The sequence below is a fragment of the Rhodococcus sp. IEGM1428 genome, assembly GCF_050321865.1.
Taxonomy (GTDB): domain Bacteria; phylum Actinomycetota; class Actinomycetes; order Mycobacteriales; family Mycobacteriaceae; genus Rhodococcoides.
This window is the reverse complement of record NZ_JBNQFW010000001.1, coordinates 1,449,491-1,463,982: the sequence shown is the minus strand read 5'-3', so window position 1 is coordinate 1,463,982 and position 14,492 is coordinate 1,449,491. Positions and strand designations below refer to the sequence as shown.

The 14,492-nt window shown below is 65.9% G+C and carries 11 protein-coding genes; all 11 read right to left on the bottom strand.

Annotated elements, in window-relative coordinates; genetic code table 11:
- Positions 1 to 5: 5 nt before the first annotated feature.
- The 11 genes from ACQR3T_RS06855 to ACQR3T_RS06805 all read right to left on the bottom strand — a co-directional run bounded on the left by ACQR3T_RS06855 (position 6) and on the right by ACQR3T_RS06805 (position 14,378).
- Positions 6 to 560: a shikimate kinase gene (locus ACQR3T_RS06855; RefSeq protein WP_032377798.1), complete on the bottom strand. Its 555-nt coding sequence runs from the start codon at positions 558 to 560 to the stop codon at positions 6 to 8.
- Positions 557 to 1,744 carry a chorismate synthase gene (gene aroC, locus ACQR3T_RS06850; protein ID WP_032403350.1) on the bottom strand — a complete coding sequence of 396 codons (1,188 nt, stop codon included), beginning with the start codon at positions 1,742 to 1,744 and terminating at the stop codon, positions 557 to 559. The genes ACQR3T_RS06855 and aroC overlap by 4 nt, the downstream gene beginning before the upstream one ends.
- Positions 1,745 to 1,756: 12 nt before the next feature.
- Positions 1,757 to 2,329, bottom strand: a complete 573-nt coding sequence (locus tag ACQR3T_RS06845) for a prepilin peptidase (RefSeq protein ID WP_428692842.1) — start codon at positions 2,327 to 2,329, stop codon at positions 1,757 to 1,759.
- Positions 2,330 to 2,433: 104 nt separating this feature from the next.
- A complete protein-coding gene (locus ACQR3T_RS06840) occupies positions 2,434 to 3,246 on the bottom strand; it encodes a shikimate dehydrogenase (RefSeq protein WP_428692841.1) in 813 nt (270 codons plus the stop codon).
- A 1-nt stretch (position 3,247) separates the two neighbouring features.
- A complete protein-coding gene (locus tag ACQR3T_RS06835; protein ID WP_428692840.1) occupies positions 3,248 to 4,684 on the bottom strand; it encodes an endolytic transglycosylase MltG in 1,437 nt (478 codons plus the stop codon).
- Entirely contained in the window at positions 4,681 to 5,256 is a 576-nt protein-coding gene (ruvX, locus tag ACQR3T_RS06830) for a Holliday junction resolvase RuvX (RefSeq protein ID WP_032403347.1), read from the bottom strand. The genes ACQR3T_RS06835 and ruvX overlap by 4 nt, the downstream gene beginning before the upstream one ends.
- A 5-nt stretch (positions 5,257 to 5,261) precedes the next feature.
- Positions 5,262 to 7,931 (bottom strand): alanine--tRNA ligase, encoded by a 2,670-nt coding sequence (alaS, locus tag ACQR3T_RS06825; RefSeq protein WP_428692839.1) that lies wholly within the window; start codon positions 7,929 to 7,931, stop codon positions 5,262 to 5,264.
- A gap of 43 nt (positions 7,932 to 7,974) precedes the next feature.
- Complete coding sequence (locus ACQR3T_RS06820) at positions 7,975 to 9,357, bottom strand: replication-associated recombination protein A (protein ID WP_032377792.1); 1,383 nt, start codon at positions 9,355 to 9,357, stop codon at positions 7,975 to 7,977.
- Between the two features lie 73 nt (positions 9,358 to 9,430).
- Positions 9,431 to 10,600: a kinase gene (locus ACQR3T_RS06815; protein WP_428692838.1), complete on the bottom strand. Its 1,170-nt coding sequence runs from the start codon at positions 10,598 to 10,600 to the stop codon at positions 9,431 to 9,433.
- 155 nt (positions 10,601 to 10,755) lie between these two features.
- Positions 10,756 to 11,655 (bottom strand): transglutaminase family protein, encoded by a 900-nt coding sequence (locus ACQR3T_RS06810; RefSeq protein WP_037173849.1) that lies wholly within the window; start codon positions 11,653 to 11,655, stop codon positions 10,756 to 10,758.
- The gene (locus tag ACQR3T_RS06805) at positions 11,655 to 14,378 is read right to left on the bottom strand and encodes a circularly permuted type 2 ATP-grasp protein (protein WP_428692837.1); all 2,724 of its coding nucleotides are present in this window, start codon (positions 14,376 to 14,378) and stop codon (positions 11,655 to 11,657) included. Before ACQR3T_RS06805 ends, ACQR3T_RS06810 begins: the two co-directional genes overlap by 1 nt.
- Between the last annotated feature and the right edge of the window lie 114 nt (positions 14,379 to 14,492).

The window sequence follows — 14,492 nt, the reverse complement described above, 5'->3', positions numbered from 1 at the left end:
CACCTTCATCTACTGGGGGTTTCGTCGTTCATGTTGCGCGCGGGCACGGGTGCGATCGCAGTCAGTTTCGAGACCAGCTGGCCCACCACTCGGGCCGGGCTGCGACTGTCGGTTCGCACGCGCACCGTGGCCACCGAACGGTAGAGGGGCCGCCGGTACCGCATCAGTTCCTGATACTTCGCACGGGGATCGGGACCGGCAAGGAGTGGCCTCACCGTATTGGCCCCCGTCCGCCGAAGCCCTTCTGCCACACTGATTTCCAGGTATACAACCGTGTGCTTCGACAGCAGAGCGCGCGTTGCAGCAGACAGCACTGCACCACCGCCGAGGGAGACTATGCCGTCGTGCGAGGCCAGCGCGCCCGCCACTATCCGCTCCTCGATCTGCCGAAATGCCGGCTCGCCGTCATGGGAGAAGATATCGGCGATCGTGCGACCGGTCTCTCGTTCGATGGCTACGTCGGTGTCGAACAGCTCCAGATTCAACGCCTGCGCAAGCCGTCTGCCGATGGTCGACTTGCCTGCTCCCGGCGGTCCGACGAGGACCGCGTACGGGCTCATCGTGGAGGTCGGGCGGCGGTGCCCTTCACGTAGTGGTCGACGTTGCTCGTCGTCTCCGCCAGCGAATCCCCACCGAACTTCTCCAACGCTGCCTGCGCGACCACCAAGGCAACCATCGTTTCGGCGACGACACCGGCGGCCGGAACGGCGCAGACGTCCGAGCGCTGATGAATGGCGACCGCTTCGTCTCCGGTGCTCATGTCGACTGTCGCCAGCGCGCGCGGCACGGTGGAGATGGGTTTCATCGCGGCCCGTACTCGCAGTGGCTCGCCGTTGGTCATCCCGCCCTCGATGCCGCCTGCGCGGTTGGTCGAGCGCAGCACCCCGTCGGGGCCGGGCTTGATCTCGTCGTGGGCGACACTGCCGCGGCGGCGAGCGGTCTCGAAACCGTCGCCGATCTCGACACCCTTGATGGCCTGGATTCCCATCAGCGCTGCGGCCAGCCTGGCGTCGAGCTTGCGCTCTCCGGAGACGAAGGACCCGAGGCCGACGGGGAGGCCGTGCACGACGACCTCGACGACGCCGCCGAGGGTGTCGCCGTCCTTCTTCGCCGCTTCGATCTCGGCGATCATCGACTCCTCGGCGGCCTTGTCGAACGCGCGCACCGGGGAGGCGTCGATCGCGTCGAGATCGTCACCTGCAGGCGGCGGACCCACGTACGGATCGGATGCTCCGATGGAGATCACATGGGACACCACGTCGACGCCGAACGCCTGCTTCAGGAAGAGGCGCGCCACCGTGCCGATGGCAACCCTGGCCGCGGTCTCGCGTGCGCTCGCGCGTTCGAGAACCGGGCGCGCATCGTCGAAGCCGTACTTGAGCATTCCGGAGAAATCTGCGTGTCCGGGGCGCGGGCGAGTCAGCGGGGAGTTACGCGCGAGATCGGCAAGCACGGCTTCGTCGACCGGATCGGCCGACATCACCTGCTCCCACTTGGGCCATTCGGTGTTGCCGACCTCGATCGCGACTGGCCCGCCCATGGTGCGGCCGTGCCGCACACCGCCGGTGAGCGTGACTTTGTCCGCCTCGAACTTCATTCGGGCCCCGCGGCCGTAGCCGAGACGACGGCGGGCGAGTTGGGAGGCAATATCGTCCGAGGTCACCTCGACTCCCGCGACCATTCCTTCGAGAATGGCGACGAGAGCGGGTCCGTGGGATTCTCCGGCAGTTATCCAGCGCAGCACTCGAGCATCTTTTCACGTCAGGCAAGCTGCGGATGCCAGCAGGGTCGCCGCGCACATGGACGGGCCGTGCGGAATACGTGCCCGACTGTGCCCGACGGCAGCGACGATCGATCCCACCACGGCAGTTGCCAGTGGTGCCGAGAGCGCCGCGATCACCCATCCTTCCCCACCGCCGAGAGCTGCGATCGAGCCCACCGACCACGCCAGCTTCACGTCCCCGGCACCGAACGCAGACGGCGCGAGAAGGTGCACGACGAGGTAGATCGCGAACAGTAGGACTCCGCCGAGCAATGCCCTCGCCGACCCCACCGACACGAGCATCGTCGTGACCACGATCGCACCCGGGATCGTCAATTCGTTCGGCAACCGGCGACGCCGTAGGTCGACGGCACTGAGCGCGACGAACCACCATGTCAGCACGCACAAAGGAACCCAGTAGGTGGTCTCGCCGAACCGCCACCAGACCCATCCGGTACCCACCGCGGACAACAACGGCAGAAACCGTGGATCCCACCGGACCAGACCGAATCGCATCGCTACCCCGGCAACGGCACCGATCACCGACGCCGCACACAGACTGAACATGGCCCGAAGGGTCGCATCCCTCCCACGGCCGGCCACGGGAAAACACCTGATCGCGGATTGCCCTGTGGACAACCCGCTGGCTGTGGACTATCGGGAAGTCGTACTCACTCGGCAGTGGCCAATGCAGCACGCATGACCGCACGAGGTGCCGGCTCGCCGGTGAACTGCTCGACTTGCCCGTACGCCTGCTCGAGCAGCATCGCCAGGCCACCGACAACAGTTCCACCGGCCAGCTCCACCGCGGCTGCCAGCGGCGTCGGCCAAGGATCGTAGATGGCGTCGAGCACCAACGGCGCATGAGCGAGTGCAGTAGCGATGTGCGCGGCTCCGGCCGCAGGCACAGTGCTGACCAGCACGGCCGATGCACTCGCGATGGCATCTAGACGGGGATCGGTCATGTCTGCGAACTCCGCGCGCAGTCCTGCGGAGACTGCGCACCGAAGTGTGTCCGACGCCCGGCCGGCCGAGCGCGCGACGACGGTGACGGCGGCAGCCCCCAACCCGGCCAATGCGACGATCGCCGGCCGTGACGTTCCACCGGCTCCGACCACCGTCACGGAACTGCCCGAAAGGTCGAGGACCCCCGCACCGCGTAGGGCACCCACGATTCCGTCCACATCGGTGCAGTCGGCCCGCCAGCCCGAAGCCGTGCGCACCAGTGTGTTCGCCGAGCCGGCCAACACCGCCCGTTCGGTGCGTTCGCCGGCGTAGTTCAAGGCAGCGACCTTGCCTGGCATCGTGACGGACACCCCGACCCATTCGGGACCGAAACCGTCGAGCATGCCCGGCAGCTGCTCACCGGTGCACTCGATTCGGTCGTACGTCCAGCCGTCGAGACCGAGGGCGCGGTACGCAGCGCGGTGCAGTAGCGGCGATTTCGAGTGTTCGACGGGGCTTCCGAGGACTGCGGCCCGCACGTCAGCGCCCGCTGTCGAGGAAGCCCGGTTCGACCTTCGCGATGTTCGCGAGGTGTTCCTCGTAGCTTCGAGTGAACAGCGTTTCACCCGCCTGATTGATGGTCACGAAGTATAACCAATCACCGTCGGCGGGCGCCTCGACGGCTTGCACCGCACCGATACTCGGTGAGGAGATCGGCGTTGCCGGCAACCCTTCGCTGGCGTAGGTGTTCCACGGAGTCACGCGCGCCCGGTCGGCGTCGGTGGTGGCCACCTCGGTCGTGTCGAGCGAGTAGTTGACCGTCGAGTCGAACTCGAGTTTCTGCGGCACCGCGAGCCGGTTGAGAATCACCCGGGCCACCTTGCTGAAATCCTGCGGCAGGGACTCCCGCTCGACGAGAGATGCAGCAACCAGAGTGTCGTACGGAGTGAGCCCGGAGTTGGCGCCCGCGGTGAGAATCCCGGTGTCCTCGTAGCGAGTGGCACTCTCGGACACCAGCTGCTTCAAGATGTCGGCGGGTGCAGCACTGGGATCGAAATCCCAGGTTCCCGCTGCGATCAGGCCTTCGAGCTGACGATCTCGGTCCGGAACTCCCTCGACGCGATCGGTAGCCCAGGCGGGAACGCCGAGGGCCGCCGGGTCGTCCACGGCTCCGGCCGCATTGAGGTCGTCGTAGCTCACGCATGCGGGAGTGCCGCTCCCCGATCGATCCACGCAGCTCGCCTCGGAGATCAGCGTGTAGATGCCCTTCTTGACGGCACCGGTGTTCACGTCGCGCGCGTCGTGCAGCTGACGTCCCTCCGAGATGACCATGTTTCCCACCCGGGAGGCGGGGTCCACCAGTTCGCTCACCGCTCGCGAGGCGGGCACGTTACTGGTGAGCAGATAGAAGCCCGGCTGAACCGAGGTGATGGCGTTGTTCGCAATCGCAGCTTCGAGGAATGCCCCCGAGCTGGCGACGACACCCTTGTCCGCTGCCTCGGTACCGATTTGTTGGGCGGTGTCGTTGGGATGAACCTGAATCACGACGCCGTCACCGGAGGACCCGGCCGCGAAGTCTGCGTTCGGGGTCGTGCGATTACCGAATTTGCTCACTGCGAAATACCCTCCGCCTGCAACTGCGACGATCAGCACCAACCCGAGCGCCAATGCCACGATCCGGCCGCGACGCTTGCGAGTGGACGCGGCACGGTCCCTGCGGCTCGCGGCACGGCTGCGGCCCACCTCCCGCGGCTCCGCGCCGCGCTCGGAATCCGAGCGCGCAGTACGGTCGCGTTCGCGATCTGCGCCAGGCGCAGGCGTGGGGTGCGGTTCGTGCCGTTGCGGCGGCCGCGGACGGACGTTCATACGGCGATCGAAGTCGCTGCCCTCGTCCACGCGATACCCGATCGGATCGGTGTGCGCCTCGTCGGAGCGCGCATGTCGCCGGTCCCGATCGAAGGACCCATGGTTGTTCACTCGTCGACCTCCGTCGATCCTGAATTCGTCCCTGCGTGATCCGAGACCGCGTCATCCGAGACCGCGCGATCGGCAGCACCGCGAGTCGACACGGCACGGCGCTCGTCGAGCCAGCCCTGCAATATCGCCACCGCCGCAGCCTGATCGATCACCGATCGTTGATTCTTGGCCCGCACACCGCTGTCCCGTAGTGCACGCGACGCACTCACGGTAGTCAGTCGCTCGTCGGCCATTCGAATCGGCACGTCGCCCAACCGTCTGTGCAGGGAACGCCCGAATCTCTCGGCGGCATCGACGGCACTGCCGCGCTCACCGCGAAGTGTGCGGGGTAGGCCGATCACGATCTCGACGGCCTCGTACTCGGCAACGATCTCCGCGACGCGTACCACGTCCGGGGCATCGGGACCCTTGATCTTCGAGCGCGGCACCGTCTCGACCGGCGTCGCGAGCACACCGTCGGGATCGCTGGACGCGATTCCGATACGAACGCTGCCGACGTCGATACCGATTCGCCGGCCCCGGCCCGGATCGTCGACGCCGGGCCGATCGGGGCCACGCCCCAGGTTGGCCATACTCGTCAGCGAGACGTGAGTTCGGACAGTCGGGCCCGGGCAGCGTCGATACCGGCGGCGATTCCGGCGACGTCCGACCCCGACCCCTGCGCCAGTTCGGGCTTACCGCCACCTCGGCCACCGATGCTCGGACCGAAGGCCGCCACCAGGTCACCGGCGGCGACCCCCGCATCCTGGGCAGCCTTGTTGGTCGACACCACGAACGGGACCTTGCCGCCGACCGTGCCGAACAGCACCACGACGGCCGGATCCGCACCGAGGCGTCCACGAATATCGGTCACCAAGGTGCGCAGGTCGTTGCCGCCGACACCCTCGGGTGCCTGCGCGACCACCGCGCGAACATCGCCGAACCGCTCGGCCTTTCCGACGAACTCGCCCGCCGAGGCCAGTACCGCCGCCGCCTTGACCGCGTCGAGCTCCTTCTCGGCGACGCGAAGACGCTCGACCAGGTTCTCGATGCGCGCGGGCACTTCCTCGGAAGGCACCTTGAGCGACGACGCGATGCCTGCGAGCAACGCGCGTTCCTTGGCGAGATAGCGGTACGAATCGAGACCGACGAATGCCTCCACGCGGCGCACGCCGGACCCGACCGACGATTCACCCAGGATGGTGACCGGGCCGATCTGCGACGAGTGCTGCACGTGCGTACCACCGCACAGTTCCATCGAGAACGGTCCGCCGATCTCGACGACGCGCACTTCGTCGCCGTAGTTCTCGCCGAACAGGGCCATCGCGCCCATCTTCTTGGCACTGTCGAGGTCGGTGACCAGGGTGTTGACCGCGAAATCGGAGCCCACCGCATCGTTGGCGACGTTCTCGATGTCGTCGCGCTGCGCCTCCGAGAGCGCGCCCTGCCACGAGAAGTCGAACCGGAGGTAGCCGGGCTTGTTGAGCGATCCCGCCTGCGTCGCGTTCGGCCCGAGAACCTGTCGCAGTGCCGCATGCACCATATGGGTACCCGAGTGACCTTGAGTCGCACCTTTGCGCCAGGCGTGGTCGACGTCGACGTGGACGGTGTCGCCCTCGGTGATCTGACCCGACTCGACCACCGACTTGTGCGTCCAGACCTTCTTGGCGATCTTCTGTACGTCGTTGACCTTGACCTCGAGGCCAGGCGCGGTGATGGTGCCGATATCGGCGATCTGTCCACCGGATTCGGCGTAGAGCGGGCTGCGGTCGAGGATGATCTCGATGCTCTCGCCCGCAACTGCGGTCGGAACGCGAACTCCGTTCGAGATCAAGGCCAATACCGTTGCCTCGGAACCGAGTTCGTCGAATCCGGTGAATTCCGTCGGTGAACCGTCGACAAAATCCCGATAGACCGTGAGATCGGCGTGCGCATGTTTGCGCGCACGGGCGTCGTCCTTGGCTCGGTTGCGCTGCTCGGCCATCAACGACCGGAAACCGTCCTCGTCGACCGAAAGACCCGCCTCGGCGGCCATTTCGAGCGTCAGATCGATCGGGAAGCCGTAGGTGTCGTGCAGGGCGAACGCTTCGGCACCGCCGATCTTTTTCGCGCCCGACGCCTTGACCGCCTCTGCCGCGCCCTCGAACAATCGCGAACCCGAGGTGAGCGTCTTGAGGAATGCCGTCTCCTCCCCCACTGCGACGGTCAGAATGCGGTCGAAGTCGGTGACCAGGTTCGGGTAGGACTCCGCCATCGTGTCGCGCACGACAGTGACGAACTGCGCCATCGTCTCGTCGGGCGCACCGAGCAGACGCGCCGAGCGCACGATGCGGCGTAGCAACCGGCGCAGCACGTAGCCGCGACCGTCGTTGCCGGGGTTGACGCCGTCGGAGATGAGCAGCGCAGCGGTGCGTGCGTGATCGGCGATGACGCGGAAGCGCACGTCGTCGTCGTGATTCGCACCGTATGCGCGTCCCGAGAGTTCCTCGGCCTTGGCGATCACCGGTCGAACGAGGTCGGTCTCGTAGACGTTGTCCACTCCCTGCAGCAGAAACGCGACGCGCTCGACGCCCATGCCGGTGTCGATGTTCTGCTTCGGCAGCGGACCGAGGATCTCGAAGTCGTCCTTGCTGATCCCCTTGCCGCGTTCGTTCTGCATGAACACGAGGTTCCAGATCTCGATGTACCGATCCTCGTCGGCCTCAGGACCGCCCTCGGCACCGAACTCGGGTCCGCGGTCGTAGTAGATCTCTGAGCACGGGCCGCAGGGTCCCGGAATGCCCATGGACCAGTAGTTGTCGGCCATTCCGCGGCGTTGAATTCGCTCGTCGGGCAGCCCGGCGATTTCCTTCCAGAGTTCGATCGCCTCGTCGTCGTCGAGATATGCAGTGGCCCAGATCCGCTCGGGGTCGAACCCGTATCCGCCGTCCTCCACACTGTCGGTCAACAACGACCAGGCGTGCCGAATCGCGTCGCGCTTGAAGTAGTCGCCGAACGAGAAGTTGCCGGCCATCTGAAAGAACGTGTTGTGGCGGGTAGTGATACCCACGTTCTCGATGTCGAGGGTGCGGACGCATTTCTGGACACTCGTCGCCGTCTTGTACGGGGGCGTCTGCTGACCGAGGAAGAACGGCACGAAGGGAACCATGCCGGCATTGACGAACAGCAGGTTCGGGTCGTCGAGAATCAACGATGCACTGGGTACTTCGGTGTGCCCCGCCTTCACGAAATGGTCGAGGAAACGCCTGCGGATCTCATGGGTCTGCACGGATACAGGTTAGCGTCGTCGGACCCCGTGCCGACTCGAGGGCCTATCGGCCCCGGATGATCCGACGGAGTTTGCCCACCCTGGTCGCAATTTCGCGCTCGGCACCGTGCTCGGTGGGCTCGTAGTAGTTCACACCGACCAACTCGTCCGGAGGATATTGCTGACCGAGGACCCCGCCGGGACTGCTGTGCGGATACCGATACCCGACGGCATTCCCCAACCCCTGGGCTCCCTTGTAGTGACCGTCGCGGAGATGCGGCGGCACCGATCCCGACTTTCCGGCCGCTACATCGGCCATGGCCGCACCGAGAGCTGCGATCACTGCACCCGATTTCGGCGCGGTGGCCAAGTGGATCGTGGCCTGCGCAAGCGCCAACCGCGCCTCGGGCATGCCGATCATCTGCACGGCGTTCGCCGCGGCCGTCGCCGTCTGCAATGCAGTCGGATCGGCCATCCCGATGTCCTCGCTGGCGTGCACCACCAACCGTCGAGCGATGAACCGCGCGTCCTCGCCTGCAGTGATCATGCGCGCCAGATAGTGCAGCGCGGCATCGACGTCGGACCCTCTGATCGACTTGATGAACGCACTGATGACGTCGTAGTGCTGGTCGCCGTCGCGGTCGTAGCGCACGGCGGCCTTGTCGACACTGGCCTCGACCGTCGCGAGGTCCAGCGTTCCGTCGGTTGCGGCACCCGCTGCCGCCTCGAGGGCCGTCAACGCTCGGCGGGCGTCCCCGGCCGCGAGCCGCACGAGGTGGTCCATCGCGTCCTCGGCGATGGTCACCGCCCCGTCCAGCCCACGCGGGTCGTTGGCGGCGCGGGTCAACAGCAACTCGATGTCCTCGGTCCCCAGCGGCTGCAACTGCAACACCAGCGACCGCGACAGCAGAGGCGACACCACCGAGAACGACGGGTTCTCGGTGGTCGCCGCCACCAGCAACACGATTCGATTCTCGACGGCTGCGAGCAACGCGTCCTGCTGCGTCTTCGAGAAGCGGTGCACCTCGTCGATGAACAGCACCGTCTGTTCACCCGAGAGCAACCGGCGTCGCGCGAGTTCGATGACGTTACGCACTTCCTTCACGCCTGCCGACAGGGCCGACAACGCCTCGAACTTGCGTCCGGTGGCCCCGGAGATCAACGACGCGAGCGTCGTCTTTCCGGTTCCCGGCGGACCGTAGAGCATCACCGAGGACGCACCGGATCCCTCGACGAGCCGACGCAGCGGCGCCCCGGGAGCCAGCAGATGAGATTGTCCGACCACCTCGTCGAGGGTCGTCGGACGCATTCTCACCGCCAGCGGCGCGTCGGGCCGGACGTAGGTCGATGTCGGGCGCGACTCGGCGATCGTCGTCTCCGGGGGTGCTGGGGTGTCGAAGAGCCCATCGCCGGGGTCGTCGCTGCTCGAAACATCATTGCCCGACATGTCACTTCCGAAGCCGCCACTCACCGGTCGAACGCTACCGATCGCGCTGTCGAGAATGCGAACGACGTCGTGGTTACCGCTCCCACTTCGCCCGCAACGCGGTCGCGACCGATGCTGCGTACTCGGCGATGCCGGTCTCACCGGCACGCTCGGCACTGTCGGCCAGTACCGCCCACCGAGAAACGAGAGCTTGCGACCGTGGAACCGACAGGTGGTGCGCCCGTGCCGCGGCGATGCGCGTGTGGTCGTCGGGCAGGAACCAGCACGTGGTCAGCCATACCCAGATCAGCCGCGCGTCGAGGATCTTGCTCGCCAGGGCGGTGTCGTCGGCCAGTGCAGGCCAGATCCCGACGACCTCCGAACGCCATGCATCGATCATCGCCTGCTCACGTTCGTGCGTGAGCTCGAAGCTGCACAGGCACCCCGGGAACGAGGCCAGGGCATAGGTGATATCGAGGGTGGCGTCGCGGAATCCGCCCCACTCGTAATCGAGAAAACGGACACCTTCGTCGTTGACGATGATGTTGTCGGGACACAGATCGGACGGGCTGAATGCGCGGAAAGCGCCGTGCGCGAACAGCCTTCCGCTGCGAGATACGCGATCGAGAAGTGCATCCGGGGTGGGACCCACCCCCGGCAGGCCGGCTAACAATTGGGGAACCTCGGCAAGTGCATCGGGAATCTGCGCGGAGATTCCGTCCGTGGTGTCGGGCTGCCCGACGCGTCGGAGGAGCGCTGCGAAATCGTCCTCACGGCCGACGGTTGCGGCATGCATTCGACCGAGAGCCTGGGCCATGGCCATCAGCGAGTTGGTCACTGCCGCCTCGTCCGAGTTTCGCAAGAGGGTTGTGATGGGGCTGGCGTCACCGAGGTCGCTGAGTACGAGCAATCGCGCGTCGAGATCGTAGGCGTGCAGTTCCGGCCCCGGCCTGCTGTCGGTGGCCAGTGCGTTGGCGAACTGGTACGAGGCTGCCTCCCGCAGGAAGGCACTCGACCCTGCAATGTCGGCCAATTCGGTATGCAGTTCCGACTCGCCGGTCACGTCGCGCACCTGCTTGAGCACCAGGGTGCGGGGCAGCTGAAAGGGGTTCTCGGAGACTTTGACTCGCAATACGATCGCCTGGCCGCTACCGCCGAGATTCACCGGGTCGATCAGCGTCACCGGAGCTCCGGTTCGCTTGGCGAGGAGGCGCTGCGCTGCTGCTACTACCTCTGATACAGGGTCTGCCAGTGTTGCGGTCATCGATGTCCAAGCTACCCGTTCGCTGCGATTTTCTGTGCTGTGTCGACGACTACGAATGGGACACGATTGTCCGTTTTGCGGCTTTTCGCACGTCACATCCCTAGATTCGACCAGATGGTCGGTTACCCCCGAACCATCGAATTATGCAGGGTTCGCTACTGAGGTGCAACGTCCACCGACACGGAGATGGTGCTCTCCTCCGCCTCGGTGTAGATGACCCCGCGCAGCGGTGGCACATCGGCGTAGTCACGCCCCCAGGCCACCGTCGCGTACCGCTCGTCGACCAACTGATCGTTGGTCGGATCGAACGCGAGCCACCGATCGTTCGGCATCCACACCGCGGCCCACGCATGGGTCGCATCGACGCCGATCATCCGCTCCTTCCCAGGCGGGGGTTCGGTCGCCAGATATCCCGATACGTACCGCGCGGCGAGACCGTGCGACCGCAGGCAGGCTATGGCCAGTCGAGCGAAATCTTGGCACACACCCGAACGCGCGGAGAGCACATCGACCACGGTGGTCGAGACCGTCGTGGAACCGGACAGATACCGAAAGTCCGTGAAAATACGATGCGTGAGATCGACGATGACGTCCGCCAGCGGTCGACCGGGCCGGAAGCTGGGCGCGGCATACGCGCGCACCTCGTCGGTGATCTCCGGAGTGGGAAGATCCAGAGCGAACTCCACCGCGGATGCCCGGGCCGAATCCGCCGGCACGGTCGGGTCGAACAGCGCCATCCGAGCGGACTCCCACGGCGCGGTTGCCGGCCACGACGTGGTCTCGTCCACCGGCCGCGGATAGACCTCCACCAGCGAGTCCGCCGTCACCACCAGCTTCTCGTGATCGTGCGTCACGTGGAAGTACACGTCCTCGTTGCCGTAGACGTCGACCCCGAATGACTGATCGGTCGGCGCAGGTTCCACGGTGACCGATTTCTCCGTGCAGTGTTGCCCATCCATGTCTCGCGGCGCGAGAAATCCTCGCCCGTACGACGAGGAGACGCGATCGGAGTAGGTATAGGTCGTGATGTGCTTGATTCGGTACCGACGGCTCATCACTGCACCCCGTTCGCAGTTCGAATGTTCGAGCTACCCCACAGCGGCTGCGTGCCACCCGGCAACGACATGTGCGTCGCGAGGACCACGCGTGACAGCTCTTCGAGGGAATCGTGGATGCCGTCCACCAATTCGATCAGGTCGACCCGGCGACCGTTGGCGTCGACCGATTCCAGATCGCCCGGGTCCACTCGACGCAACCGCACCCGCATCTGCTCGACGAGTTGCTCGGGCCGTGAGGTACCCGAGGCGTCGGGCAGCGATCCGAGGTCGTCGCGCAGACGATCGAGCTGATACACCAACGCTCGCGGATTTCCCTCGTCGAACAGCAGCAGCTGCGCAACAGCCGCCGGACGTGCTCGGCCGCTGTTGCGTCGGCGATAGATCACCGAGGACTCGGCCGCCGACAACACCGAATCGATGACGGCCTGTTCCGTGGACGGAGTGAGGGCGTGGCTGAGGGTTGCCGACAGCAGAGCTGTCAGTTGCAGGCCACGTTCGATCCGTTTGCCCGCGTCCATCAGGTACCAGCCGGCATCTCGAACCATCGACTCCGACGCCAACCCGGACACCGCGAGCAGACCCCGCAGCACGCTCGACTGCGACGCGGCCAGTTGGGCACCGTTGTTGACCGGGGATTCTGCCAATTCTTCGAGCGCGGTGTCGATGCGGTTGAGCACCGCCCACGTGTCGTTCGAGAGCTGATCGCGCACCGCGCGCGCCGCCTGCTGCATTCGATCCACCGATTGCGCCAGCGATCCGAGGCGTGCCGCCGACAGCATCAACGAACGCATTTCGACGATCGCGTCGGCGCGGGTCTTCTCGTCGAGGAAACCCGGTCCGGTCCGCGAGACCTTGGTGACCGCTTCGAGCAGGATCGGCAAGCTCTCGCTGCCCTCCAACCACGGCATCGACCGATAGTCCTGATTACGTTCGCGCGCCGCGATCAGCAGGCGAGTCATGTCCTCGGCACGCTCGGTGTAGCGACCGAACCAGAACAGATCGCCCAGCACACGTGGTGAGCTGACTACGTCGACGTTGGACGCGGCGTACTGCGGCAACTCTTCCACCGTCGCAGGCGGGGTATGCGGCGCAGAATCGGCCGGCGTGACCCGTTCCAGCGACTTCACCCAGACATCCTTCGAGGCCACCGTGATGAGCGGATCGGTGACCGGAGCCGTGATCACCACCTGCCCCAGCCCACCGCGCATCGGGGTGTACCCACCGCGCTGCGCGACCGTGAACAGCCTCATCCCCACTTGCGCGGGAGCCACCGCCAACTGCTCTCCCGCTCCCCCTCCGATCGACGAACCGACCGGAGCCAACGAGAATTCCGGTACTTCCTGACCGGTCCACTTCCAGGGCTCGGCAACGATCCGATTCCACAAGTCGCGAGCTCCGGCATCAGTGAGATCGTGTCCCACCACCGTGCGACGCGACGTGGTCGACCGCAGCACCAGCGAACGCAGTCGATTACCGATGTGCGAGAGCTGATTCGGGTCACCGCCCCAATAGGTGGCAACCGAACCGAGTACCAAATCCTCGTCCAGTAGCGCCCGGCTGAGTGCCGGCAGCAGCGGAACCAGTGCCGGGTTCTCGAGTACCCCACTGCCGAGGGTGTTGACCACACTGACAGCACCCCGCCGCAGCACCTCGACCAGGCCCACCACACCCAGATGCGAGTCCGGGCGCAAGTCCAGTGGGTCGGCGAACTCGGCGTCCACTCGACGAAGCACAACATCGACGCGGCGGAGCTTGCCGAGCGACCGCATCCAGAGGCAGCCGTCCCGAACGACGAGATCGGCGTTCTCCACCAGCGGGAAGCCGAGAACCGTTGCGAGATACGCCTGATCGAACGCAGTCTCGGAATGCGAACCGGGGCTCAGTACAACCACCACCGGATCCTCGGCGGATGCGGGCGCAGCGTCGCGCAGTGCCAACCGCACCGCACGCGCGAACGTCGACAGCGGCCTCGGGTTGCTCTCCTGGAACAGCTCGGGCATCGCTCGCGACATCACGCGCCGATCCGCGAGCGCATACCCCACGCCGGACGGTGCCTGAGTTCGGTCGGCCACCACCTGGAATCGACCGTCCGAGCCGCGGGCGACGTCGGCGGCATGCATGAACAACTGATGCGGACCCGGGATGGTGATCGCATGCGCCGTCCGCAGATAGCCCGGGTTGCCGAAGATCAGCTCTGGCGGGATCAGCCCGCGCCGAACGGTCTCCTGGGCACCGTAGATATCGGCGAGTACCGCATCGAGCAACATCGAGCGCTGAACCAAACCGGCTTCCAGACGGTCCCACTCGTCGGCCGCGACCACCAGCGGAACGCTGTCCAAGCCCCACCGCACGGCACTGAGCACAGCCTCGGAACCGCCGGACGGAATGGGGTTGTACGTGATGCCGTGGTCGTCGACGAGCCGGCTGACCCGTGACTGCAACGTCTGCATGGCCCCCGAACCGGCCTCGCGCATTCCGTCGATCAACCCCGCCCAATGCGGACGGACGTTGTCGTCGGGATCGAGCATCTCGTCGAAACGATCTGCCCGACCGATCACGGCCTCACGCCGACCCCGATAAGCAAGCCAGGCCGACCCGGCTCCACCGGAGACTTCTTCGCTCCGGCCGGCTCCACCCGTCACAGGTTCGTTCCGGCCGGCTCCACCCGCCACAGGTTCGTTCCGGCCGGCTCCACTCAGGGCTGTATCTACGGGCACCATCGAGCCGCTGTTCCTTCCGTCGGTCGATCACCCTCCGACGCCGGGTGAATTCGTGACCGAATTCACCCGAAGCGCGTCGGACCGAGATCGCTACCGGTCGACTCGTTCTGTTGT